Origin of the sequence: Streptomyces sp. NPDC006552 (genome assembly GCF_040611655.1) — a bacterium.
Taxonomy (GTDB): Bacteria; Actinomycetota; Actinomycetes; order Streptomycetales; family Streptomycetaceae; genus Streptomyces.
Genome location: NZ_JBEXOS010000027.1, coordinates 1 through 23,105, shown reverse-complemented (window position 1 = coordinate 23,105; position 23,105 = coordinate 1). Strand labels below are relative to the sequence as shown.

General features: G+C 74.5%; 19 protein-coding genes. 6 read left to right on the top strand and 13 right to left on the bottom strand.

Translation table 11 applies throughout. The features are described 5' to 3' along the window. Window positions 1-35 precede the first annotated feature (35 nt). From ABZY33_RS17490 to ABZY33_RS17460, 7 genes are all read right to left on the bottom strand, one after another. Window positions 36-704 (bottom strand): HAD family phosphatase, encoded by a 669-nt coding sequence (locus tag ABZY33_RS17490; RefSeq protein ID WP_356492460.1) that lies wholly within the window; start codon window positions 702-704, stop codon window positions 36-38. 62 nt (window positions 705-766) lie between these two features. After that, complete coding sequence (locus ABZY33_RS17485) at window positions 767-1,756, bottom strand: ketoacyl-ACP synthase III (RefSeq protein ID WP_356492459.1); 990 nt, start codon at window positions 1,754-1,756, stop codon at window positions 767-769. A 92-nt stretch (window positions 1,757-1,848) separates the two neighbouring features. Continuing rightward, window positions 1,849-3,681, bottom strand: a complete 1,833-nt coding sequence (locus ABZY33_RS17480) for a CoA-transferase (protein WP_356492458.1) — start codon at window positions 3,679-3,681, stop codon at window positions 1,849-1,851. Next, on the bottom strand, window positions 3,678-4,994 hold the full coding sequence (locus ABZY33_RS17475) for a beta-ketoacyl-[acyl-carrier-protein] synthase family protein (protein ID WP_356492457.1): 1,317 nt from the start codon (window positions 4,992-4,994) through the stop codon (window positions 3,678-3,680). The genes ABZY33_RS17480 and ABZY33_RS17475 overlap by 4 nt, the downstream gene beginning before the upstream one ends. Window positions 4,995-5,178: 184 nt before the next feature. Beyond that, the gene (locus ABZY33_RS17470) at window positions 5,179-6,393 is read right to left on the bottom strand and encodes an acyl-CoA dehydrogenase family protein (protein WP_356492456.1); all 1,215 of its coding nucleotides are present in this window, start codon (window positions 6,391-6,393) and stop codon (window positions 5,179-5,181) included. 56 nt (window positions 6,394-6,449) lie between these two features. Beyond that, window positions 6,450-7,487, bottom strand: a complete 1,038-nt coding sequence (locus ABZY33_RS17465) for a phosphotransferase family protein (protein ID WP_356492455.1) — start codon at window positions 7,485-7,487, stop codon at window positions 6,450-6,452. A gap of 40 nt (window positions 7,488-7,527) precedes the next feature. Beyond that, complete coding sequence (locus tag ABZY33_RS17460) at window positions 7,528-7,710, bottom strand: 4-oxalocrotonate tautomerase family protein (protein WP_356492454.1); 183 nt, start codon at window positions 7,708-7,710, stop codon at window positions 7,528-7,530. Window positions 7,711-7,987: 277 nt separating this feature from the next. On the opposite strand from ABZY33_RS17460, the gene ABZY33_RS17455 reads away from it, so the two are divergent. Genes ABZY33_RS17455 through fabG form a run of 3 tightly spaced genes read left to right on the top strand, consistent with a single transcriptional unit; the run spans window position 7,988 to window position 10,791 of the window. Further along, entirely contained in the window at window positions 7,988-9,571 is a 1,584-nt protein-coding gene (locus tag ABZY33_RS17455; protein WP_356492453.1) for an FAD-dependent monooxygenase, read from the top strand. Between the two features lie 37 nt (window positions 9,572-9,608). Further along, on the top strand, window positions 9,609-9,998 hold the full coding sequence (locus ABZY33_RS17450; RefSeq protein WP_356492452.1) for a PPOX class F420-dependent oxidoreductase: 390 nt from the start codon (window positions 9,609-9,611) through the stop codon (window positions 9,996-9,998). 31 nt (window positions 9,999-10,029) lie between these two features. Next, a complete protein-coding gene (fabG, locus tag ABZY33_RS17445; RefSeq protein ID WP_356492451.1) occupies window positions 10,030-10,791 on the top strand; it encodes a 3-oxoacyl-ACP reductase FabG in 762 nt (253 codons plus the stop codon). A gap of 69 nt (window positions 10,792-10,860) precedes the next feature. On the opposite strand, the gene ABZY33_RS17440 is transcribed toward fabG, so the two are convergent. From ABZY33_RS17440 to ABZY33_RS17430, 3 genes are all read right to left on the bottom strand, one after another. Continuing rightward, window positions 10,861-12,552, bottom strand: a complete 1,692-nt coding sequence (locus ABZY33_RS17440) for an FAD-binding protein (RefSeq protein WP_356492450.1) — start codon at window positions 12,550-12,552, stop codon at window positions 10,861-10,863. A 46-nt stretch (window positions 12,553-12,598) separates the two neighbouring features. Then, window positions 12,599-13,375 (bottom strand): SDR family oxidoreductase, encoded by a 777-nt coding sequence (locus tag ABZY33_RS17435; RefSeq protein WP_356492449.1) that lies wholly within the window; start codon window positions 13,373-13,375, stop codon window positions 12,599-12,601. A gap of 270 nt (window positions 13,376-13,645) precedes the next feature. Next, complete coding sequence (locus tag ABZY33_RS17430; protein ID WP_356492448.1) at window positions 13,646-14,308, bottom strand: response regulator transcription factor; 663 nt, start codon at window positions 14,306-14,308, stop codon at window positions 13,646-13,648. Window positions 14,309-14,755: 447 nt separating this feature from the next. Here ABZY33_RS17430 and ABZY33_RS17425 point away from each other — a divergent pair, with 447 nt between their 5' ends. Genes ABZY33_RS17425 through ABZY33_RS17415 form a run of 3 tightly spaced genes read left to right on the top strand, consistent with a single transcriptional unit; the run spans window position 14,756 to window position 17,324 of the window. Next, window positions 14,756-16,300 (top strand): acyl-CoA carboxylase subunit beta, encoded by a 1,545-nt coding sequence (locus tag ABZY33_RS17425; protein ID WP_356492514.1) that lies wholly within the window; start codon window positions 14,756-14,758, stop codon window positions 16,298-16,300. Beyond that, window positions 16,297-16,521 (top strand): acyl-CoA carboxylase subunit epsilon, encoded by a 225-nt coding sequence (locus tag ABZY33_RS17420; protein ID WP_356492447.1) that lies wholly within the window; start codon window positions 16,297-16,299, stop codon window positions 16,519-16,521. The genes ABZY33_RS17425 and ABZY33_RS17420 overlap by 4 nt, the downstream gene beginning before the upstream one ends. 14 nt (window positions 16,522-16,535) lie before the next feature. Beyond that, window positions 16,536-17,324, top strand: a complete 789-nt coding sequence (locus ABZY33_RS17415) for a hypothetical protein (RefSeq protein ID WP_356492446.1) — start codon at window positions 16,536-16,538, stop codon at window positions 17,322-17,324. Here ABZY33_RS17415 and pcaB read toward each other — a convergent pair. The 3 genes from pcaB to ABZY33_RS17400 all read right to left on the bottom strand — a co-directional run bounded on the left by pcaB (window position 17,308) and on the right by ABZY33_RS17400 (window position 22,990). Then, window positions 17,308-18,708, bottom strand: coding sequence for a 3-carboxy-cis,cis-muconate cycloisomerase (gene pcaB, locus ABZY33_RS17410; RefSeq protein ID WP_356492445.1), 1,401 nt, complete (start codon window positions 18,706-18,708; stop codon window positions 17,308-17,310). The genes ABZY33_RS17415 and pcaB overlap by 17 nt on opposite strands. After that, window positions 18,705-20,684: an FAD/NAD(P)-binding protein gene (locus tag ABZY33_RS17405; protein WP_356492444.1), complete on the bottom strand. Its 1,980-nt coding sequence runs from the start codon at window positions 20,682-20,684 to the stop codon at window positions 18,705-18,707. The genes pcaB and ABZY33_RS17405 overlap by 4 nt, the downstream gene beginning before the upstream one ends. 86 nt (window positions 20,685-20,770) lie before the next feature. Continuing rightward, on the bottom strand, window positions 20,771-22,990 hold the full coding sequence (locus tag ABZY33_RS17400; protein ID WP_356492443.1) for an anthranilate synthase component I: 2,220 nt from the start codon (window positions 22,988-22,990) through the stop codon (window positions 20,771-20,773). Between the last annotated feature and the right edge of the window lie 115 nt (window positions 22,991-23,105).

The following is a 23,105-nucleotide window of genomic DNA, read 5'->3' as shown; positions in this document are numbered from 1 at the left end:
GGGGGTGAGGGCGGCAGGGCGCGGAACGGGGCGGATCAGACCAGGGCGGGAGTGGGCGCGGCCGCGTCGAGGAGGTGGGCGACCTGGCGGGCGGCCTGCTCGGCGTCGTGGAAGTGCACGGCCTGCCAGCCCGCCTCCATGGCGCCCACGACGTTCTTCTCCAGGTCGTCGACGAGGACGCACTGGTGGGGCGCGAGTCCGGCGCGCTCCGCGGCCAGGTGGAAGATCTCCGGGTCGGGCTTGCGGCTGCCGACCTCGTAGGAGCAGACGATGTCGTCGAAGTGGCTGTCGTCGATCATGACGCGGCGGTGCCTGACCCAGGACGGCGGCAGGTTGGACAGCATCCCGACGAACGCGCCGCGGGCCCGGAAGGCGTCGAGGGCGGCCGTCCAGCGGGCGTTGGCGGGGCGGCCCGCGAACCAGCGGTCACCGAAGTTCTCCAGGTCGGCGACGATGCCGAAGGTGCTGCCGAGGACGTCCTCCAGCTCGTCCGACCAGGCCGCCTCGTCGATCAGCGGTATGTCGATGGCGCCCATCGAGTCGGTGCCGTACTTCTCACCGACCAGCCGCATGGACTCCTTGAGCGACCAGAGCGGGACGCCGACCCGGTCGGCGAACTCGTTGAAGGTGACACTGACGGGCGGGGTGAGCACACCGCCGAAATCGGTCCAGATGGCCAGCGGGGCGGACGGCTTGGCAGTCATGACGGTTTCCTCACGGTCGTGGCGGAAGGGCGAACGGGCATACGTCTGAAGGGAGTCGGTGCTCACAGGCGGTACAGGAGCCCGCCGTAGTACCAGCCGGAGCCGACCGCGGTGGACAGCACCAGGTCGCCGCCCTTGAGCAGACCGCTCCCGGTGAACTCCGACAGGGCGATCGGGATGGACGCGCAGCCGGTGTTGCCGCGGGTCGCGAAGTTGGTGAGGAACTTCGCGGGGTCCAGGTCGAGTCCGTCGCGGACACCGGCGTGGATGGCGTTGTTGCCCGGGTGCGGCACCAGCCAGTCGATGTCGGAGGTCTTCAGCTCGTTGCGGGACAGGACGTTGTCCGCGACCCGCAGGCTGGAGCCGACCGCGAGGTCGATCAGCTCGGGCCTGGGCCGCAGCCAGCCCTCCGGGGCGCGCGCCGCGACCGTGTCGGCCTCGGTGGCGTCGCAGTCCAGGACCGAGTCGAGCAGCCCGCTCGGGTCGTCCGGGTCGCCCTTCTCCAGGACGACGGCGCCGGCCGCGTCGCCGAAGACCAGCTGGCCCCGGGTGCCGGGCCGGGCCCGCCGCGTGAAGCGGTCGGCGGCCACCACCACGGCACGCTGCCAGCCGGGGTGCGCGGTGAGCATCGAGGCGGCGGTCTGCACGCCGTGCACGAAGCCGGTGCAGGCGCCGCACACGTCGAACGCGAGGGCCTTGTCCGCGCCGAGCCGGTGGGCGACACCCGGCGCGATCTCGGGGATCCACTGCCGGTCGGTCCAGTTGGCCAGGATGACCAGATCCGCCTCGCCGGCCTCGCGCCCGGCGTCGGCGAGCGCGGCCTGCGCCGCCTGCACCGCCATGAACTCCAGCGTCTCGTCCTCGTCGGCGACGTGCAGACTGCGCACGCCCAGCTCGGCGGCGGCCTCCGGCGGATACGTGCGCCCGCTGATGGTGACCTCGGTGTCGTGGCGGCGCTGGTGCCGCGGGAAGTAGTGGCCGAGACCGGCGAACTTCAGGCCGGACCCCTTCCAGGTGCGGCCTTCGGAGCGGCCTTCGGTGCGGGTGGACATGGGTGGGACTCCTAGCGCGGCGAAGAAGGGAGGGAGGAGAGGGAGGGAGGAGAGGGAGGGGGAGGAGCTGGGGTACGAGGTCTGCGGACGGGTCAGCGGAAGCGGCCGTCGGGGTCGAGAGCGCGCAGCGCCGTCAACTCCTCTTCGGTGACCGGCTTCTCGGCGGTGACCCCGTCGACGGCGGCGCTCCACGAGGTGCGGGTCGCGACCGTGTGCGCGGCCTGCCGGGCCAGTTCGCCGGGGCCGTCGGCCAGAGGTGTGGCGGGGTCCGGGAGCCAGGTGGCGAGCCGGAAACCGGGGCCGCTCTCCGGCCGCTCGAAGCGCCCGAAGTCACTGACCACCGCTCGGATCCGGTGGCCCGGGCTGGTGCGGTAGCCGACCTCGGTGACGTAGCGGCGCCGGGACGAGGGGGCGATGACCACACAGTCGGTGGAGGAGGCGATGTCGTTGGCGCCGCCCGACCCGGTCAGCCAGCGGCCGTCCGCGCCCCGGCTGGTGTTGATCGTGCCGCTCTCGTCGATCTCGGCGGCCGCCAGCACCCCCAGCGCCCGGGGGTTGGCCGCGACCATGCCGCCCAGGATCTCCGGGATGCCGGCGAGCATCTCGCTGCCCTGCGCGTGCGCCAGACTGAACAGGAAGGTGTCGCCGCCCTCGGGCCGGAACCCGTACATGCCGAGCTCCGCCACGACCTTGACCTCGTGGCCGCCGGAACGCAGCAGATCGGCCGCGAGCCACGCCGCCATGTGCGAGGTGCCGATCCCGGCGAGCAGCGTGTCGTAGCCGTGCGCACGGACCTGCTCGGCGACGGCGCGCGCGCCGAGCACGATCAGCCGCTCCTGCCGGGTGGCGGGCGCGCAGCCGGCGGGCCCGGCCGGCTCCGCCGCGGGGGCGACGGGCGGCGCGGCGGCCGCGGGAGCCGCCTGCGCGACGGCCGCCCGCTCGCAGCGGTGGACCTCCGCCCAGGCCGCGGTCTCGGCGGCGTAGTCGTCCCCGGCCGCCGCGGGTGCCGGCTCCGGTACGCGCAGCGCGGCCCGCCGCCCGGCACCCAGGCGCCGCACGTACTCCGCGTGCGATCCGGGCCCGGTGACCCAGGTGCGGTACCAGTCCTGGCCGCGTTCCTCGCCGTGGCAGGAGGCGACGATCTCGTCGAGGAACGCGTAGTCGTCCAGGTAGCCGTCCACACCGGCGAGCCGGCCCGTGCGCAGGGCCTGCGGATGCGCGCCCAGCGGTGCCTCGGTCAGCCCCAGGACGCGCTGGCCGGGGATGACCACGCGGTCGTTCATACGGCGCAGTTCCTCGCGACCGACGATCTTCTCGACGGAGGCGACGACCCCGCGCCGCGCGGCGTACGCGGCCCAGGCCCCCTCGCCCAGCGGCGGTACCAGCGCGATGTTGCCGTCCTCGTCGGCGGCCACCCCGTGCACGAGCGTCACGTCCGGGCGCAGCGGAGCCAGCAGGGTGACCTCCTCGCCCGGGCGGCCCGGATCGGGCACCCGGTGCAGGACACCGGGCTTGCCCTCGGCGAGATCGGTGCCGGCCAGCGAGCCGGTGACGGCGTACGGGGCACCCTGCGCGCCGGCGATCAGACGCTGCACGTAGGACAGGAGCGACCAGGCCTCGAAGGTGAACGGCCTGCCCTCGTGCAGCTCGGCGTAGAGCGGGTTGGGCCGCGGCGAGGGGTAGGTGTCGCCGGCGAACCCGGCGATGACCTTGTCGGCGACGCCGGACAGCGCGAGGGCGTGCGCCGAGGAGTGCACCGCGGTGGTGGAGACGGTCAGATGGCCGCCGGCCCCGAAGACCCGGCACAGCGCGTAGGTCAGGGCGTTGGGCCGCGAGGGCGTCCCGGCCAGGTGGACGTGGTCGCCGGGCTCGACCAGCGCCCGGACCAGCTCGTCGACGTCGGCGGCGATCAGGGGGCGGCTCATGACGGCGCCCCCACCGCGACGACGGCGGTCTGGCTGCCGAAGGCGAACGACATCGAGACGGCCAGGTCGACCGGGGCGGGCCGGGCCCCCTCGAAGACGTGGTCGTGGTCGCACTCGGGGTCCGGCTCGGTGAAGTTGATGGTCGGCGCGAGCGTCTGGTGGTGCACCATCAGGCTGGTCGCCGCCACGTTGATGACACCGGCCATGCCGAAGGTGTGCCCGTAGATCGGCTTGTTGGAGCTGAGCGGCGGCAGCTGCGCCGCCGAACGCTCCGGGTACAGGGCGCGCAGCGCCCGGCTCTCGGCGATGTCGTTGTAGCGGGTGGCGGTGCCGTGGGCGCAGAAGTAGTCCACGTCCGCAGCGGAGCGGCCGGCCCCGGCGAGCGCGTCCTCGATGACCGAGGCGGTCACCTTGCCGGTGAGGTCCATGGTGGTGGGGTGCGCCGCCTCGTTGAGGGAGGCGGCCGAGAGGATCTCGGAGTAGATACGGGCGCCGCGGGCCTTGGCGACCGACTCGCGCTCCAGGCACAGGACGAGCGAGCCCTCGCCGAGCGCGAAGCCCTCGCGGTCGTTGCTGTAGGGCCGCACGGCGCGGCTCGGGTCCGCGCGCTCGGAGGAGATGACCCCGTGGCCCATCGCCCGGTAGCAGGAGGCGACCTCGGGCACGATCGGGAACTCGTGGCCGCCGACCAGCATCGCGTCGGCCGCGCCGGAGCGCAGTTCGCGCAGCGCCAGCTGGATGGCCTGGTGGCCGCCGACACAGGCGTTGGAGACGGTGGTGACCAGGCCCTGGGCGCCGTTGTAGATCGCGGACAAGGTCGCCGGGCAGCCGGGCAGGCCGCGGAACATGGCGCCCTTGTCGTCGAAGGCCGCCGGGTCCTCGCCGCTCAGCACGGAGCGCCACCAGGAGAACGGGCCGCGCGAGGAGGACATGACGATGCCGAGCCGGCGCGGGTCGAGGTCGCCGAGGCCGAGCCCCGCGTCCCGCCGGGCCTGTGCCACGGCCGACATCGTGATGAGGATCTCGCGGGAGTACTTGGCGGCGTGCGCGTCGGTCAGCTCCGGCAGGAACGGATGGTGGTCAAAGCCGGATATCTCGGCCGCGGCGTACACCGGGAGCCCGGCCCGCTCGCCGTCGAACCGGGTCAGCCGGCCCACCTGGGAGTGTCCGCCGGAGATGTTGGACCAGAACTGGTCGACCGTCAGGGTGTTGGGAAGGACCACGCCAATTCCGGTGACCACGACGCGCTCCGAGGCCGGGAATGGCGAATCCGAATCCGCGGAACCGGTCCGCTTGAATTCACTGTTCGTCATGGAGAAAACAGTAGGCGTGGCCGGATCGCATTCCATGGGCCGTCGGGTACCGAGTACGTGCGTACCCGGTACTTCCGGTACCGGGTGGTGAGTAAAAGAAAAACCGCCCCGCTCGCGAAAAGGCGAGCGGGGCGGCTGGAAAAGGGTGCGACGAGCGGGTTCTCGGTCCGTGGCCGGCGCCGCGTCAGACGGTGGCGTAGCGGCGCAGTTCGCGGCGGGCCAGGGAGGCGCGGTGCACCTCGTCGGGGCCGTCGGCGAGCCGCAGCGTCCGGGCGTGGGCCCACAGTTCGGCCAGCGGGAAGTCCTGCGAGACGCCTCCGCCGCCATGGGCCTGGATGGCCTTGTCGATGACCCACTCGGCCATCGCCGGGACCGCGATCTTGATCGACTGGATCTCGGTGTGCGCGCCCCTGTTGCCCACGGTGTCCATCAGGTACGCGGTCTTCAGCACGAGCAGCCGGGCCTGTTCGATGCGCACCCGGGCCTCGGCGATCCACTCGCGCACCACCCCCTGCTCGGCCAGCGGCCGCCCGAACGCCACGCGCCGGCTGACCCGCGCGCACATCAGGTCGAAGGCGCGCTCGGCCATGCCGATCAGCCGCATGCAGTGGTGGATGCGGCCGGGACCGAGCCGGGCCTGAGCGATCGCGAAACCCTCGCCCTCACCCTTGATGATGTGCGAGGCCGGCACCCGGACGTCGTCGAACGCGACGACCCCGTGGCCGCCGTGCGGACCGTCGGTGTAGCCGAACACGTGCACCCCGCGCTCCACCGTCACCCCCGGCGTGTCACGCGGCACCAGGATCATGGACTGCTGGCGGTGGCGCGGCCCGTCCGGATCGGTCTTGCCCATCACGATCAGCAGTTCGCACTCCGGGGCGAGCGCGCCCGAGGACCACCACTTGCGTCCGTTGATCACGTACGTGTCGCCGTCGCGCTCGATCCGGGTGGCGATGTTGGCCGCGTCGGAGGAGGCCACGTCCGGCTCCGTCATGCAGAACGCCGACCGGATCGCCCCGTCGAGCAGCGGCTTGAGCCAGCGGTCCTGCTGTTCCGCGGTCCCGAACAGGGCGAGGACCTCCATGTTCCCGGTGTCGGGCGCGGCGCAGTTGACCGCCTCCGGCGCGAGGAACGGGCTGTACCCGGTCAGCTCCGCGAGCGGCGCGTACTGCAGGTTCGTCAGCCCAGCGCCGAACGCGTCGTCGGGCAGGAACAGATTCCACAGTCCCTGGCGCCGTGCCTCGTCCTTGAGCTCCTGGAGCACCGGCGGCCGCCCCCACGGGTGGCCCTCGGCGTGCTGGGCGTGGAAGACCGGCTCGGCCGGCAGCACGTGCTCGTCGAGGAAGGCGCGCAGCTTCGTGCGCAGCTCGTCGGTGCGTGCGTCGTACGCGAAATCCATGGGGTGTCTGTCCGTTCCGGGCGAGGCGGAGATAAGGGGGGCGAGAAGACAGGGGCCTAGGCCGCGTCCAGGGCGGCGTGGCCGCGGGCCACGAGCAGCGGCACCGCCGCGGCCAGGTCGGCGCTCTCCTCGCCGACGGTCAGCCCCTGCACCGTGCGGCAGTGGATGCCTTCGAGGATCGCGGCGAGTTTGTAGAAGCCGAACGCCGTGTACCAGCCCAGGCGTTCCAGACCGTGGGGGTGGGTCCGCGCATAACGCTCCACGAGCGCCGCGCGGTCCGGCCAGCCCTCCAGCGCACCGGGTGAGGCGACCGGCGCGCGGTCCACCCCGGCGAAGCCGTCCCAGTACATGCAGAGCATGCCGAGGTCGGCCAGCGGGTCGCCGAGCGTGGCCATCTCCCAGTCGAGCACCGCGGTGACCCGGCCCGGGTCGGCGCGGTCGAGCAGGACGTTGTCGAGTTTGAAGTCGCCGTGCACCAGCGCGGCCCGGCCGGAGTCCGGGCAGGCCGCGGCGAGCCGGTCGTTGAGGGCGTCGGCGCCGGCGATCTCGCGGGTCCGCGACGCCTCCCACTGGCGGCGCCAGCGGCGCACCTGCCGGGCCATGAACCCGGCCGGCCGGCCGAAGTCCCCGAGGCCCGCCCGGACCGGATCGACGGCGTGCAGGCGGGCCAGGGTGTCGACGAGCGCTTCGGTGGCGCGCCGGGCCGACGTGGGACCGAGCGGCGCGAGTTCCGCGTCGCTGCGGTAGGTGATGCCGGCGGTGAACCCCATGACGTAGAAGGGGGCACCGAGAACCTCCGGGTCGCGGCAGAGCCCGTACGTGGGCGGCACCGGCACGTCGCTGTCCGCGAGCGCGGACAGCACCCGGTACTCGCGGCCCATGTCGTGGGCGGTGGCCAGCACATGGCCGAGCGGCGGCCGGCGCAGCACGTACCCGCGCTCGCCCCAGGTGATGCGGTACGTCAGGTTGGAGCGGCCGCCGTCGAGCGGCCGCACCTCGGTGAGCGGTCCGGTACCGGGCAGGTACCGGACCAGCCAGTCGGCCAGCCGGCCGGTGTCCACACCGGCGGGAGCCTCGGGCAGGGTGGTGGTCATCTCGTCAGCTCTCCCACGGTCGGCCGGCGGCAGGGCCGGATCAGCTGTCGCCGACGAGCTTCCCGGCGACGCCCCAGCTGTCGGTCGGGACGTCGGAGAACCACACCTGGACGGCCTCCGGCGGGCACTTGTACGACTCGACGAACGAATCCGTGATGCGGGCGATGAGGTCACGCTTCAGCTCGACGTCCTTCGGGCCCTGCAGAACGGTGACGACCGGCATGTCAGCCTCCAAGTAGGAATTGCTTTTCGGTACGACCAGAACGTTAGGACCCGGCCGGGCGGCGCGGAAAGGGAAATGTCACCGACGTATCCCCGCGTGTACCTGAAGAGGCATCGAAGGGACACGGCCCGTGTGTTCCTTACGGAACACCAAAGCCGCCCAGGGCCTTTCCCGTGCCTACATTCGCAGGGTCGTTGTTCGATCTGCGCACGGCAGTCAAAGGCTCCCGGGCGCGCGATTCCTCCTGTGGGGTGTGACCGTGACACAGACGGAAGCCTTGACCCGGAAATCCGGCGAGCGTCCCGTCCTCGTGGTGGGAGCGGGGCCGGTCGGTCTCACCGCCGCCACCGAACTCCAGCGCCGGGGCGTACCGGTGCGCTGCGTGGACAGCGCGCAGGGCCCCTCGCCGCTCTCCAAGGCGCTGGCCGTGTGGCCGCGCACCCTGGAACTCTTCCGCCGGCTCGGCGGCGGCGCCCGCATCGAGCGGTACGGACTGCCCATCGAGTCCCTGCGCTACCACTCGCAGGGCCGCGAGGTCGCCCGGATCCGCTTCGACCGGCGCACCCGCCCGGCCACCCTGCCGCAGCCCGACGCCGAGGCACTTCTCGCCGAGGCCCTGCACACCGCGGGCGGCAAGGTCGAATGGGACGTGGAACTCGTCTCCCTCGACCAGCGGCCCGAGGGCGTGCGCGCCGGCCTGCGCGGCCCCGACGGCACCGTCGTCGAGGAGGAGTTCTCCTACGTCGTGGGCTGCGACGGAGCCAACAGCACGGTGCGCCGGCTGCTCGGCATCCCCTTCGAAGGCACCACGTACGAGAGCTTCTTCGCCCTCGCCGACGTACGGATAGAGGGCGACCTGGTCCACGACGCCAACTACTACTTCTGCGGCCCCAAGGGCATCGTCGTCCTCGTCGGCCTGCCCGGTGGCCGCTTCCGGGTCTTCACCGCCGCCCCGCCCGGCACCGGCCGGGGCGACATCGACCTGCCCCTGCTGCAACGGCTCGTCGACGAACGCGGCCCGGGCGGCCTGCGGCTGACCGAACCGACCTGGACCACCGGCTTCGCCGTCCACGCCCGGCACGCCGAGCGGACCCGCGAGGGCCGGATCTTCCTCGCCGGCGACGCGGCCCACATCCACAGCCCGGCCGGCGGTCAGGGCCTGAACACCGGCGTCCAGGACGCCCACAACCTCGCCTGGAAACTCGCCCTCGCCCACACCGGACAGGCCGGCGACACCCTCCTCGACAGCTACGCACGCGAACGCGGGCAGGTCGCGCGCACCGTCATCCGCCAGGCCGACCTGCAGACCCGCGCCTGGACCCCCGGCAAGCGGTGGCAGGTCGCCCTGCGGGACGCGGCGCTGCGCACCGCCTCCGCCCTGCGCCTGCCGAACATCGGCTACGTGCCCATGCTGGCCGGACTCACCACCGTCTACCGCGACAGCGCCGCGGTCGGCCCGCGCGGCCGCGCCGGCGGCTTCACCACCGGCGCCCTCGTGCCCGACCACCCGGTGTGGGACCCGCGCACCCACCGCCGCACCCCGCTGCGGCTCGCCCTGGACGACTTGAAACTGACCCTGCTCGTGGCGACCCCGCACGGCGTCGCCGTGCCCGACGAGGCCGAGACCCTCGCCGCCGAACTGCGCGAGCAGCTCGGCGAGTCGGTCGACGTGCGCTACCTCGACACCACCTCGGGCGTGCTGAGCGACACGGCCGACCAGGCGCCCTACCTGGCCCGCCCCGACAAGCGCTGCACCCTCGCCCTGGCCCGCCCCGACGGCTATGTGGCCGTGTGCGGCGCCGAGGACGGCGCCCGGCTGGTCCGCGACTGGCTGCGCACCGCACTCGCCCCCACCCGCTGAACGAACCCGCACCCGCCCCGACGAAAGGCCCTCTGCCGTGTCCGTGATCCCCGAGTCCCACCGCGACCTGCTCGAACGCGCCCTCTTCGGCCACTTCGCCACCCTGCGCCCGGACGGATCCCCGCAGGTCAACCCGGTGTGGTTCCGGTGGGACGGCGAGCGGATCTGGTTCACCACCGAGACCCGCCGCTACAAGTACCGCAACGTCGCCAAGGACGCCCGCGCGGCCCTGTCCGTCAACGACCCCGACCAGCCCTACCGCTACCTAGAGGTGCGCGGCACCGTCGACCGGATCGTCGACGACCCCTCCACCGACGGCTTCTTCGAACTCGCCGACCGCTACGGCATGACGTTCGAACGCCCCATCCCCGACGCCCCCTACCGCGTCCTGCTCGGCCTGCGCCCCGAGCGCGTCTCCTTCCAGTGACCCGACCGACGCCCCGAAAGGCAGAACCGAGATGACCGACTCCCCGCAGCGCACCGCCGTCGTGACGGGCGCCGCCCGCGGCATCGGCGCGGCGACCGCCGAGCGGCTGGCCGCCGACGGATACGCGGTCGCCGTGCTCGACCTGGACGCGGCGGCCGGCGCCGACACCGTCGAAGCGATCACGCGGGCCGGCGGCCGGGCCGTCGCCGTCGGGGCCGACGTCGCCGACGAGGCGCGGGTCGCCGCGGCCGTCGAGGAGGTCACCGAGCGGCTCGGCGCCCCGACCGTGCTGGTCAACAACGCGGGCGTGCTCCGCGACAACCTGCTGTTCAAGATGGCCGCGGCCGACTGGGACACCGTCATCGGCGTGCACCTGCGCGGCGCGTTCCTGATGTCCCGCGCCGTCCAGAAGCACATGGTGGACGCCGGCTTCGGCCGCATCGTCAACCTCTCCAGCTCCTCCGCGCTCGGCAACCGCGGCCAGGCCAACTACTCCGCCGCCAAAGCCGGGGTACAGGGCCTGACCAAGACCCTCGCGATCGAACTGGGCCGCTTCGGCGTGACCGTGAACGCGGTGGCGCCCGGCTTCATCGCCACCGACATGACCGCCGCGACCGCCGCGCGCATGGGCATCACCTTCGAACAGTTCCAGCAGGACGGCGCCGCGCGGATACCCGTACGCCGCGTCGGTACGCCCCAGGACGTCGCCGGCGCGGTCTCCTATCTGGCGGGTGCGGACGCGGGGTTCGTCTCCGGCCAGGTCCTCTACGTCGCCGGCGGACCACTGAACTGAGAGCCCTGTCCGGACCGGACCCACGCCGAAGGGCCGGGCGCACTGTGCGCCCGGCCCTTCGGCACGCCGCTACCGGACCGGTTCGGTCACGGCCCGCCGCGCGTGCACCCGCCAGGCCAGCTCACCCCGGTCGAGCCGCACCCCGTAGCCGACGTACTGCTCCCGCGAGGACGGGAAGTCGGACCGCACGTGCACACCGCGGGACTCCTCACGGCGCAGCGCCGCCTCGACCACGGCCCGCGAGGCCGGCAGCAGATGCCGTACGTCGAGATACGCGCAGACCTGCGCGGCCGCGCCCGGACCCGCCGTCAGGCCGACGTGGCGCAGGCGCTGTTCGAGCACGCCGAGGTGGCCGAGCATCTGCGTCAGCCCCGCTGCGTCGCGCACCGGCCCCGCCTTCAGGTACATCCCGGTCCGCAGCTCGCGCAGGATCGCCTCGGCCGAGTCCGGTCCACGGCCCGCGAACCGGAAGCCCCCGGTGGGGCGCGGACCGCCGACCGCGGACGCCGTGGCACGCTCGGCCGCGGCATGGCGGCCGGCCAGCCGGCCCGTCGCGGCCGCCGCGGCGGGACCCTGCGCACCGCCGCAGGCGGCGCCGTGGATCCCGCCGACGGTGTCGCCCGCCGCGTACAGGCCGGGCACGCCGGTGCGGCCGCGGCCGTCGATCCGCAGACCGCCGAGGAGCGCCCGGGCCCGCGGCCGCACCGGCAGCACCGTGTCGCGGGTGACGTCGAAGCCCGCCTGGACGAGCCGGGCGTGCAGCGCGGGCCGCCGCTCGACGAAGGTGCGGGCGCCGGCGCCGAGTTCGAGGTGGACCGAGCCGTCGTCGAAGCCGCGCCCCGCCAGGACGCGCTGATGCACGGCGCGGGCGAGGTGCGGGCGCGAGAGCGGCGTGGGCCCCTCGGCGAAGCACTCGCCGAGCCGGTCCACCAGCCGGCACCGCGCCGACGCGAGCAGCTCCGTGACCGGGCTGCCGTCCCGGGCGATCACCTCGGTCACCAGACCGGCCGGGTCGAAGTCGACGAACTCCATGTCGATCGCCTCGGCGCCGGCCGCCAGACCGAGGGCGAGACCGTCGCAGGCGCTGTCCGCCGACGCGGAGGGCGCGTACATCGCGCTGCCGCCCCCGTCGGCCAGGACGACCGCGTCCGCGTCGAACTCGACACTCTCCAGCGTCCGCGTGTTCAGCGCGGCGAGGCCGCGCACCCGCCCCGCCGCGTCCAGCAGCACCTCGACGGCGCGCAGCCCCTGGTGCGCGCGGACCGTCCCGCCGCCCGCCGCGGCGGCCAGCCGCGCGGCCAGCACGGACCGCAACCGGCCGTTCAGCCACTCCTCGGCGGCGTCCGGGCCGAGCGCGCCGGCCGCCGGCGGCCGCGCGGGCCCGGCGGACGCGAACTGCGCCGCGAGCCGGCCGGCGCTGCGGCACACCTGCGCCACCACCACCGGGTCCCCGGCGTGCTCCCCCGACCGCAGCAACTCCTCGCCCCGGCCCGCGAACTCCCGCAGAGCGGCCGCCAGATGCGGCGCCTGCGCCCGCACGGCGGCGGGCGGCGCCGGCAGCGGCAGCAGGTCCTTGGTGACCAGGGTGACATCGGCGCCCGCGGCGGACGCCGACAGCGCGGCCGCCAGACCGGCGACCCCGGCGCCCACGACGACGACGGTGCTCATGAGAACTCCAGGGCGACGGGAAGGGCGGCGGCCATGACCGCACGCACCAGGCCGGGCGGGGCGGCGGGCGAAGGCACCGGGCGGGCCACCCATCGCCACACGAGACGGCGCAGTCGGTGCCGTGTGGTGCGCCGCGGCATCAGATGCCCCCGCCGGTGGCGACCAGACCGCCGTCCACGGTGACCGTCTGCCCCGTCACCCACGACGCGTCGTCGGAGGCGAGGTAGGCGACGGCCGCCGCGATGTCCTCGGGCGCGCCGAGCCGGCCCAGCGCGTAGTCGGCGGCTATCTCCGCCTCCCGCTCCTCGTACAGCTTGGCGGCGAAGCGGGTGCGCACGACCGCGGGCGCCACCGCGTTCACCCTGATCCGCCGCGGGCCCAGCTCCTGGGCGAGCTGCTGAGTGAGGTGGATCGCGGCGGCCTTGCTCGCGCCGTACGCGCCGATGCCGGTCGCCGGCCGCTGCCCGGCCACCGCCGTCATGTTCACCACGGAGCCGCCGTGCTCGCCCATCCAGGCGCGCCGCGCCTGCCGGAGCCAGCCGAGCCCCGCGATCACGTTGACGTCGAAGAGCTTGCGCAGCGCGCTGTCCGGCTGGTCGAGCACCTCACCGAAGACCGGGTTGATCCCGGTGTTGTTGACGAGGACGTCCAGCCGGCCGAACGTCGCCACCGTGTGGTCGACGGCGGCCGCCTGGTGCGCGGGGTCGTCGGTTTTGCCGGCGACGGCCACGGCGTGCCGGGCGCCGCCCAGCAGGGCCACCGCCTCGGCCAGCGGTCCGGCGGACCGTGCCGTCAGGCACACCCGCGCGCCTTCGGCGACGAGCCGCTCGGCCACGGCGAGACCGATGCCCCGGCTGGCCCCGGTGACGAGGGCGACGCGGCCCTGGAAGCGCGGGGCGGGAACTGGTGCGCTCACGGTGCTGGTACCTCCATGGATCGGAACAGGTGGGGCCGGCGCGACCGCCGGTGGACGTGACGGAGCAGGGGCCGTCCGTGCGGGGGAGCTGACGGACGGCCCCTGCGGGCCGGAAGACCGGAGCCGACCACTGGCAGAGCGCGCCCGGCCTTCCTCGAAAATGCTAGGCAGCGCGCCGCCGGCCGGATATTCCTCTTCGGTGGTGCGCCATGCCTCTTCGGGAACACCACGCGGAACATCCCGCAGCCGAGAACGGGCGCAGTCCGGCGTTCAACCGGCCCGCGCCAGCGGCACGTGCGAGACCAGAAGGTCCCTTCTGCTGGCCACCCCGATCTTCTGCAGCACGTTGCTGACATGGTTTTTGACGGTCTGCCGGGCGAGATGCAGTTCACCCGCGATCTCGTCGTTCGAATACCGGCCCAGAAGCAGCCCGAGCACCTGTTGCTCCCTGGCCGTGAGCCCCGGGATCCGGGCGGGCTCCTCGTCCCGCGGGCCGGGGTGCGCGTGCTCGCGCAGGTACCACACGGGCCGGCCCGCGGCGAGGGTGTCCACCGCCTGCCGCAGCCGCTCCGGGCTCGCCGTGCGGTGGACGAAGCCGTCCGCGCCGCTCGCCAGGCACGCGGCCACCACGGCGGGGTCGTCGGCACCGGTGAAGATCAGCACGGCGGGCGGCGTGGCCAGCCGTTTGGCCTGGCGGCACAGGACGAGCCCGTCGCCGCGGCGTTCCAGGTCCACGTCGCTGATGACCACGTCCGCGCGCAGCCGGCGCACCAGCTCGAACGCCTCCTGCCGGCCGCTCGCCTGCTCGGCCTCGTCCACGGCGCCGGAGTGCCGGATCAGCGAGGCCACCGCCCGGCGGGAGACCGGGAAGGGGTCGGCCACCACGGCGGTGCGGTAGCGGGCCAGACCCTGGCTCGGGTCAGGATCCGCCATTTCCCTGTTTCTTCTCATTGCTCACTCACACCTCCGTACGAGAAAGGGGAAAGGGGTCACCGACTCCTTCCTGCGGGGGTGGCCAGAAACTAACGGCCGCCCGGCGCGTCCGGGGCGGAAAACACCTCGGTCGTTCGCCTCGACCCCCCTTTCGGACCCGGGCGCCACCGGCGGAGATATCCCGATGCCTCGTCGGGGGAGCGCCGCAGGAAACACGCGGATGTCACCAACGGCCGCGGCCGTTCTCCCTGCGGCGACGTGACAGCCGGGCCCCCGGCCGATCCGCTTAGCGTGGCCGGACCGAGTTGCGTCCACGACGCGAAGGAGTTCTTGATGACCACCGTTCCGCACGCCGGCCCACCGGTGCCCGCGCCGACCGACGGACCCACCCCGGCAGACCCCGAGGGACGGGAACTGGAGACCCTCGTCGCCCGCACCAGCGCCTCCATGCACGAACGGCTGGAGGAACTCGCCGCCGTCCAGGGCCGGCTCGTCGCCGGCGACGACCCCGCGGCCACCGAACGCCAGCACGCCCGCGGCAAGCGCACCGTCCGTGAGCGCATCGAACTGCTCCTGGACAAAGGGTCGTTCACCGAGGTGGAAGGGTTGCGCAGGCACCGTGCCACCGGGTTCGGCCTGGAGGCGAAGAAGCCGTACGGCGACGGCGTCGTGACCGGCTGGGGCACCGTCGACGGCCGCCAGATATTCGTCTACGGACACGACTTCCGCGTCTTCGGCGGCGCGCTCGGCGAGGCCCACGCCCAGAAGATCCACAAGATCATGGACATGGCCGAGGCGGCCGGCGCCCCGCTCGTCGCGCTCAGCGACGGGGCCGGGGCCCGCATCCAGGAGGGCGTGACGGCCCTCGCCGGCTACGGCGGCATCTTCACCCGCAACGTCCGCTGCTCCGGTGTGATCCCGCAGATCAGCGTCATCCTGGGCCCGTGCGCCGGCGGCGCCGCCTACTCACCGGCCCTGACCGACTTCGTCTTCATGGTCCGCGGCACCGCCCAGATGTACATCACCGGCCCCGACGTGGTGCGGGCCGTCACCGGCGAGGAGGTCAGCCACGACGAACTCGGCGGCGCCGACGTCCACTCCGCGCGCTCGGGCGTCTCGGCCTTCGTCCACGACGACGAGGAGTCCTGCCTGGCCGACGTACGCCACCTGCTGTCGCTGCTGCCCGCCAACAACCGCGAACTGCCCCCGCAGGTGCTCTGCGACGACCCCGAGGACCGGCCCGGCGACGTCCTGGTCAACCTGGTGCCCGCCGACCCGCACCAGGCCTACGACATGCGCCGCGTCATCGAGGAGATCGTCGACGACGGCGACTGGTTCGAGGTCCACGAACACTGGGCCCCCAACCTCCTGGTCGGCCTCGCCCGGCTCGACGGCCACACCGTCGGCATCGTCGCCAACCAGCCGATGGCCGGCGCCGGCGCACTCGACATAGCGGCCTCCGAGAAGGGGGCGCGGTTCGTCCAGTTCTGCGACTCCTTCAACATCCCCCTGCTCACCCTCGTCGACGTCCCCGGCTTCCTGCCCGGCACCGACCAGGAGCACGACGGCATCATCCGGCGCGGCGCCAAACTGCTCTACGCCTACTGCGACGCCGGCGTCCCCCGCATCCAGGTCATCCTGCGCAAGGCCTACGGCGGCGCGTACATCGTCATGGACTCCCGCTCCATCGGCTGCGACCTCTCCTTCGCCTGGCCCACCAACGAGATCGCCGTCATGGGCGCCGAAGGCGCCGCGGGCGTCGTCTTCCGCAAGGAGATCGCCGCCTCCGACGACCCCGACGCCACCCGGGCCCGGCTGGTCGCCGCGTACAAGGACCAGCTGATGCACCCCTACTACGCCGCCGAACGCGGACTGGTCGACGACGTCATCGACCCCCGCACCACCCGGCAGGCACTCGTGCGGGGCCTGCGGATGCTGCGCACCAAGCACGCCCGGCTGCCCGACCGCAAGCACGGGAACCAGCCCGTATGAGCACCGCCGACGCGACACCGCAGATCGTGCGGGTGGTCCGCGGCAGCGCCGACGCCGACGAACTCGCCGCCGTCGTCGCGGTCCTGCACGCACTGGCCGCCCGCGGCGACAGCGCACCGGACAGCCCCCCGGCCCCGCGGCCCCGAGCCGGCTGGAGCCACCACAGCAGACGTCCCCCCGCGCGCACCTGGCGTGCAGCACCGCCGGGCGCACGTGCCTGACCGAGGAGACAGGGATGAGCGCACCGCGACTGGAGCCCCCGCGCAACCGGGGCAGAGGACCGGACACCACACCGTCCGGAGTCAACCGTGAACTCCTGCGCCGCCACGCGGACCAGCTCGCCGAACTGGCGGGCGTGCTCCGCGCACTCGACCTCCCCGACCCGGCCGTGCACCTGGGCGGCGCCGAACCGGTCGCCGCCCAGATCGTCCACCGCGCCCTGCACCACACCGTGCTCGCCCAGGTCACCCTCTCCGCCGCCACCGACGGCGACCAGCCCGCACTGCTGGGCCGCCTCCACTCCGAACTGCTGCTGCGCCACAGCGACGTACGGCTGCTGCTGCCCTCGCGGCTGCTCGGCGACGAGGACGCCATGGACCGGCTGCGCGCCCTCGCGGACCAGGGCGCCCAGATCCGCCTCGCCCCCTCCGACCTGCCCACCTCGGCGGTCTACGACCGCACGACCGCCCTGGTCCCCGTGGACCGCGCCGCCCGGCTCGCGGTGGTCCGCGACCCCGGCCTCACCCACGCCCTCAGCACCCTGCACACCGCCGTGTGGAACCAGGCCGCCGACCTCTCCGCCTACGAGCCGCACCGGCTCACCTGGGCCGAGGACGGCACCGCCGCCCGGGTCCTGCTCGCCCTCGGCCGCGGCCACACCGACGCCCGCGCCGCCCGCGAACTGGGCCTGTCCGTCCGCACCTACCGGCGCCACGTCGCCGACCTGATGTCCCGGCTGAGCGCCGGCTCCCGGTTCCAGGCGGGCGTACGCGCCGCCCAGGCCGGCCTCATCGATCCGCCGTGAGAGCCCGGTCGGTCAGCGCGGCCGCCGCGCCGGTGTAGGCGGCGGGGTCGAGCAGTTCGGCGAGCCGCTCGGTGGCCAGACCCGCGGCGCGGACCCGCTCGTCGGCCCCGAGCACCGACACCAGCGGCCGCCCGCTCGCGCCGGAGCACGCCACCGCCTCGGTGAGCACGGCCCGCGCCGCGGCCCGGCCCAGCGCCCCGGCCAGATGGGCGGTGAGCCGCTCGGTCACCAGCTGCCCGCCGGTCAGCTCCAGATTGGCGCGCATCCGCGCCGGGTCCGGGCGCACCCCGCCGGCCAGTTCGGCGGCGCACCGCGCGGCGCCGCCGGTGAGCCGCAGCGCCTCGCGCAGCGGCTGCCACTCGGCGTGCCAGGCACCCGCGGAACGCTCGTCCTCCGACAGCAGCGCCTGCGCGAGCCCCGCGGCCAGATGCGGCACCTGCAGGGCAGCGCTGCGGATCAGCGTGGACAGCACCGGGTTGGCCTTGTGCGGCATCGCCGAGGAGACCCCGCGCCCGGCCGGCGCCGGCTCCGCCGCCTCACCGGTCTCGGTACGGCTGAGCAGTTGCACGTCCAGCGCGAACTTGCCGAGCGCGCCCGCCGTGAACGCCAGCGCCGCCCCGAGGTCGGCGAGCGGGGTGCGCAGCGCGTGCCACGGCAACCCGGGCGCCGCGAGCCCCGTCTGCGCCGCGAACGCCCGCACCAGCTCCTCGCCGTACACGCCGGGCCGGGTGACGCCGGCGTCCACGGCCGCGTACTCCAGATATCCGGCCAGGGTGCCCGCCGCGCCGCCGAGCGCGACCGGCAGCCCCCGCGCCACCCGGTCAAGACGGTCGCGGGCGTCGAGCACCAGCCGCCGCCACCCGGCCGCCTTCAGGCCGAACGTCGTCGGCACCGCCTGCACCGCGAGCGTCCGCCCCGCCATCGGCGTGGCCCGGTGCCCCGCGGCCAGCCGCGCCAACCGCCGCACGCACGCGTCCAGATCACCGCGGACGAGCGTCAGCGCGCGCCGCGCCACCAGCATCGCGCCGGTGTCGAACACGTCCTGGCTGGTCGAGCCGCGGTGCACGTACTCGGCCGCGGCCCCGTCCTGCCGGGCCACCACCGCGGTGAACGCCGACACCAGCGCCACCACCGGATTGCCGGTCTCCCGCGCGGCGAGCGCGACCGCCCGCACATCCAGCAGCTCCGCCCGCGCCAGCCGCGTGATGGTGCGCGCCGCCGCCTCGGGCACCGTGCCCAAGGACGCCTGCGCCCGGGCCAGCGCGGCCTCCGCGTCCAGCATCGCCTGCAACCAGGCCACGTCCCCGACCGCGGCCTCGACCGGGCTGCCCGCCCGCACCGGCGACAACAACCCCAGGTCGGCCGCCGCGCCCGCGCCGCTCACGCCGCCACCCGCACCGGCGTCGCGCCGGACACGTCACCCGCATCCACCGCCCGGCCCGCCGCGAGCGCCGCGCGGGCGATGGCGTCGGAGTCGCCCAGCGTCACCGAGCCGACCCCGGGACGGATCCCGGCGGCGGTGACCCAGTGCACGCCCTCGGTCGGAACGCCGTAGGCGAACCGCCGCGGATGCGCCGTGCCGCGCGCGTCCACGACGCGGTACGGCCGCCCGGTCACCGCGAGCCCGCCCGTCTCGTACCCGCCCGCCACCGACGGCACCCGCAGCAGCCGCGCCTGCCCGGTCGCGAGCAGCCGGTGCAGCAGCGGATCCCCGGTCCGGCGCAGATCCGGCTCCGGCAGCCGGGCCTCGACCAGGACGGCCGCCCGCACCCGCGGCCCCGGCACCACCTGCGACCAGGCCACGAAGGCGGGCTCGGGTCCCTTGTCGTCCAGCTCCACCCGCAGCTCCGGGCCCAGCACCTCCAGGACGCCCGCCTCGATCAGGGCGGCCATCTCCTCGATCCGCGCCGCCGGCGGGCCGATCGACAAGAACGCGTTGAGCGGGGTGTACCAGCCGTCCAGTTCGTCGCGGTGCGACGCGCCGTCGAGACCGCGGTGCTCGACCGCGATCCGGATCTCGTTGCGCAGGTCGCGCAGGACGTCCAGAGCCGCCTTGAGCGGCCCCTCGACGTTGCCCTGCCGGGCCGCGCGCAGATCCCCGGCCAGGTGGGCGAGGAGCCAGGACCGGAACGCCGCCCGGTCGGCGAAGGTACGGCCGCCGTACGGACGGGCGACCCGCTCCCAGTCCCACCGGTCGGGCCCGGCGACGCCGAACCGGTCCAGCACCGCGCTCTCCTGCGCGGGCCCCCGGGCGGCCACATAGGCGTCCACCAGGGCGTCGCGTTCCGCGCCCCGGCCGCGCGCGGCGAGCAGCGCACCGTAGTAGACGCTCTCCACCTCCTTGGCGATCAGCGGCCACAGCCGGTCCCGGAAGCCGAGGCCGCGGCCGCCGCTCTCCTTGCGCAGCCGCTCGGCACACTGCTCGGTCAGCACCCGCGGCACGTGCCGGCCGTGCGCGCCCTTCTGGTTCTCGCCGCGCGCCGCGTACGGCACACCACGCCGCGACCCCGCGTACAGGCGCGGCTCACGGCCGCTCGCGCGGTACACCAGCGTGCCGCCCGCCGCGCGGACGAAACGTCCGCCGCGACCGGCGGTGAGGAGCGCCATGTGGTCGAAGAAGTTCAGGCCCAGGCCGCGCAGCAGCACCGCGGAGCCGGGCGCGACACCGGACAGGTCCACGTCCGCGGGGTTGGCGGGGCGCACGTGCCGCAGCCCGAGCCGGGCCGCCGCGCGGGCCGTGCGGACCTCGGACTCCGAGGGCCGCAGCGGCACATGGCCCTGCGCGCTGACCACCGCGTCCACGCCGTCCAGGACGGTGCCGTCCTCCAGCTGCACGCGCTGCGGGCCGCCGGGCCGCCCGGCGTCGTCCAGGGCGACGGCACGGCAGCCGTGCACCCGCACCGTGACGTGCGCGGGCGCCGCCGCGACCACGCGGGCGAACGCCTCCTTCAGGTACTGCCCGTACAACGCCCGCGTCGGATAGCTGTCCGGACCGAGCCGCGCCGCCTCGTCCCGCACCTGCTCCGCCTCCCGGCCGCCACCGGGGCTCGGCGCCCGACCGGCGAGGTCCCGGGCCCACTCGTACAGGCTGGGGCCCGGCTCGACGGGGCCGGCGATCTCGGCGCTGTCGTCGGTGTACACGCTCACCTGGGAGGCCACCGTGTTCATCAGCAGGTGCCGGGACTGGCCGGTACGCCACACCCGGCCGGCGCCCGCCGGATGCGGGTCGACGACGTGCACGGTCACGGCCGCGTGGCGCGGCGCGGCCCGCTCGTTGGCACAGAGCCGTTCGAGGACGGACAGGCCGCGCGGGCCGGCGCCGATGACGCAGATCTGTACTTCGCTGGCGTCGAGCGCCATGACAACCTCCGGAAAACGGGGACAGGGTGAACCGGTGGAGTGGGGGGCCGCCCCGCCGCGTACGGCGGCGTCAGCGGCATACGGCGTCAGCCGCGTACGGCGGAACGGGCCAGCGACGCCACGGCGTTGGCGATGATCCGGCGGCCCGCCGAGCCGCCCGCCGTCATGATCGACTCGGGGTGGAACTGCACGGCGGCCAGCGGCCGGGTGCGGTGCTCGACCGCCATGACCACCCCGTCCTCGGTGACCGCCGTGACCCGCAGCTGCGGCGGCAGCTGCTCGGGACGCGCGTACAGCGAGTGGTAGCGGCCCACCTCGAACCGCTCGGGAAGCCCCGCGAGCAGCCGCCCGCCGTCACCGACCGCGCTGATCCGCGACGGCTTGCCGTGCACGGGGGCGGCCAGCGTGCCGAGCGCGCCCCCGCAGTGCTCCACCAGGCCCTGCAGGCCCAGACAGACGCCGAACACCGGGATGCCGAGCCGCTCGGTGAGGTCGAGGGTCGCCGAGAGACCGAAGTCGGCGGGGCGGCCCGGGCCCGGGGAGAGCACCACGAGATCCGGCCGCTCCCGCTCGATGACCGGCAGATGCCGGCCGGCCCGGTACGTGCTCACGCGGGCGCCGGTCTGGCGCAGATAGTCGGCCAGGCAGTGGGCGAAGGAGTCACGGTGGTCGACGAGGAGCACCCGCAGCCCGTCCCCCACCCCCTCGCCCGCGCCGTCCGGGACGCCGCCCCCGCCCGGCCCGGCCGCCGCGCCCTGCGGCTCCGGCTCCAGCGCCCGCAGCAGCGCGCGGGCCTTCAGCTCGGTCTCACGCTCCTCCAGAGCGGGCTCGGAGTCGTGCAGCAGCGTCGCCCCGGCCCGCACCACCGCCACCCCGTCGCGCACCTGGATCGTGCGCAGCGTCAGCACCGTCTCCAGCGTCCCGTCCAGACCGATCCGGCCCACCGCGCCGCCGTACCAGCGGCGCGGCGAACGCTCCACGTCCTCGACGAACTGCACGGCGGCGAGCTTGGGCGCGCCGGTCACGGTGACCGCCCACAGGTGCGCGAGAAGGGCGTCGAGCGCGTCCCGGTCGGTCCGCAGCCGCCCCTCCACCCGGTCCACGGTGTGGATGACCGCCGAGTAGCGCTCGATACGCCGCCGGTCGGTGACCCGCACCGACCCCGGCACGCACACCTTCGCCTTGTCGTTGCGGTCGACGTCCGTGCACATGGTCAGCTCGGACTCCTCCTTGGCGGAGCCGAGCAGTTCGCGGACCCGGGCCGCGTCCTCGAAGGCGTCGCGGCCGCGCGGCGCGGTGCCGCTGATCGGTGAGGAGCGCACCATCAGGCACTGCCCCGCCGGCCCCTCCTCGCGGTCCACGTCGACGAACATCTCCGGGGACGCCCCGACCAGGTACTCGCCTTCGCCGAGATGGGCGAGGAGGCTGTGCGGGGCCGGGTTCTGCGCGCGAAGCCGCCGGAACAGCTCGGACGGCCGCCGGGTCGCGGGCCGGCGGAAGACCTGCCCGGGCACCACCTCGAACAGCTCGCCCTGCTCGAACAGCGGCATCGCCCGCCGCACGACGTCCGCGTACGCGCCGGGCGCGTGGTCACGTTCCTCGGCGGGCCGGCCCGGCCGGTAGGGCGTGCGGTCCGTCGCCCGCGCCAGCCCGTCGGTGGCGGCCCCGCCGAAGGTGAACTCGTAGCGGTGCGCCGTGGCCAGATCCCGGCGCAGGTCCAGGTCGAGGATCTCGTCCGGCAGATGCAGCACGAGGTCGCGGTCGCCCGGGTCGCGCCGGCTGCGCAGCCGCACCGGGTCGAGCTGGAAGATCAGGTCGTAGCCGAACGCGCCGTACAGGCCGAGGAGGTCACCGTCCGGTCCGGCCAGCGCGCCGACCAGGGCCCGCAGCACACCGAACACCCCGGCCCGCCGGGTCCGCTCCTCCTCGGCGAACTCCCCCTCGGCGGCCGGTGCCACACCGCTGACCCGGTCCTCGCCCGCCGCCCGTAGCTCCATCGTGCCGGCCACGGCGGCCCGTACCGCGGGCAGCAGCACCCGGCCGCGGTCGTTGAGCGCGCGCACCGTCACCCGCCGGCCGCGGACGTCGATCTCCAGCGGCGGATCGACGTACCCGATGATCCGGTCGTGGCCGCGGAACAGCAGCAGGCCGCGCCGCTCGTCCAGGGCGCGTTCCAGCGCGGCACGGACACCCGCGGCGGAGCCGGCCGGCTCGACGGCGCGCCGCACCCCGACCCCGGACGGGGTGATCCAGTGAGCGCCCGGTGCGAGGGCGGAGACGGCCGACGCGGCCTCCAGGAGGGACATGCGAACTCTCTTTCCGACGGCTGGGGAGGTGGGGGCGGCGGCCCGAGGGTCGGCCGCTGCCAGGGAACGGAACACGGCGGTGGCGCGCTCCGCAGAGGCCACCGCTTTGTAGATC

Excerpts from the sequence above, each read along its gene's own strand:
- ABZY33_RS17490 (WP_356492460.1), bottom strand. The coding sequence starts at position 704 with ATGACTGCCAAGCCGTCCGCCCCGCTGGCCATCTGGACCGATTTCGGC.
- ABZY33_RS17485 (WP_356492459.1), bottom strand. The coding sequence starts at position 1,756 with ATGTCCACCCGCACCGAAGGCCGCTCCGAAGGCCGCACCTGGAAGGGG.
- ABZY33_RS17480 (WP_356492458.1), bottom strand. The coding sequence starts at position 3,681 with ATGAGCCGCCCCCTGATCGCCGCCGACGTCGACGAGCTGGTCCGGGCG.
- ABZY33_RS17475 (WP_356492457.1), bottom strand. The coding sequence starts at position 4,994 with ATGACGAACAGTGAATTCAAGCGGACCGGTTCCGCGGATTCGGATTCG.
- ABZY33_RS17470 (WP_356492456.1), bottom strand. The coding sequence starts at position 6,393 with ATGGATTTCGCGTACGACGCACGCACCGACGAGCTGCGCACGAAGCTG.
- ABZY33_RS17465 (WP_356492455.1), bottom strand. The coding sequence starts at position 7,487 with ATGACCACCACCCTGCCCGAGGCTCCCGCCGGTGTGGACACCGGCCGG.
- ABZY33_RS17460 (WP_356492454.1), bottom strand. The coding sequence starts at position 7,710 with ATGCCGGTCGTCACCGTTCTGCAGGGCCCGAAGGACGTCGAGCTGAAG.
- fabG (WP_356492451.1), top strand. The coding sequence starts at position 10,030 with ATGACCGACTCCCCGCAGCGCACCGCCGTCGTGACGGGCGCCGCCCGC.
- ABZY33_RS17440 (WP_356492450.1), bottom strand. The coding sequence starts at position 12,552 with ATGGGTGGCCCGCCCGGTGCCTTCGCCCGCCGCCCCGCCCGGCCTGGT.
- ABZY33_RS17430 (WP_356492448.1), bottom strand. The coding sequence starts at position 14,308 with ATGGCGGATCCTGACCCGAGCCAGGGTCTGGCCCGCTACCGCACCGCC.
- ABZY33_RS17425 (WP_356492514.1), top strand. The coding sequence starts at position 14,756 with ATGCACGAACGGCTGGAGGAACTCGCCGCCGTCCAGGGCCGGCTCGTC.
- ABZY33_RS17420 (WP_356492447.1), top strand. The coding sequence starts at position 16,297 with ATGAGCACCGCCGACGCGACACCGCAGATCGTGCGGGTGGTCCGCGGC.
- ABZY33_RS17415 (WP_356492446.1), top strand. The coding sequence starts at position 16,536 with ATGAGCGCACCGCGACTGGAGCCCCCGCGCAACCGGGGCAGAGGACCG.
- ABZY33_RS17405 (WP_356492444.1), bottom strand. The coding sequence starts at position 20,684 with ATGGCGCTCGACGCCAGCGAAGTACAGATCTGCGTCATCGGCGCCGGC.
- ABZY33_RS17400 (WP_356492443.1), bottom strand. The coding sequence starts at position 22,990 with ATGTCCCTCCTGGAGGCCGCGTCGGCCGTCTCCGCCCTCGCACCGGGC.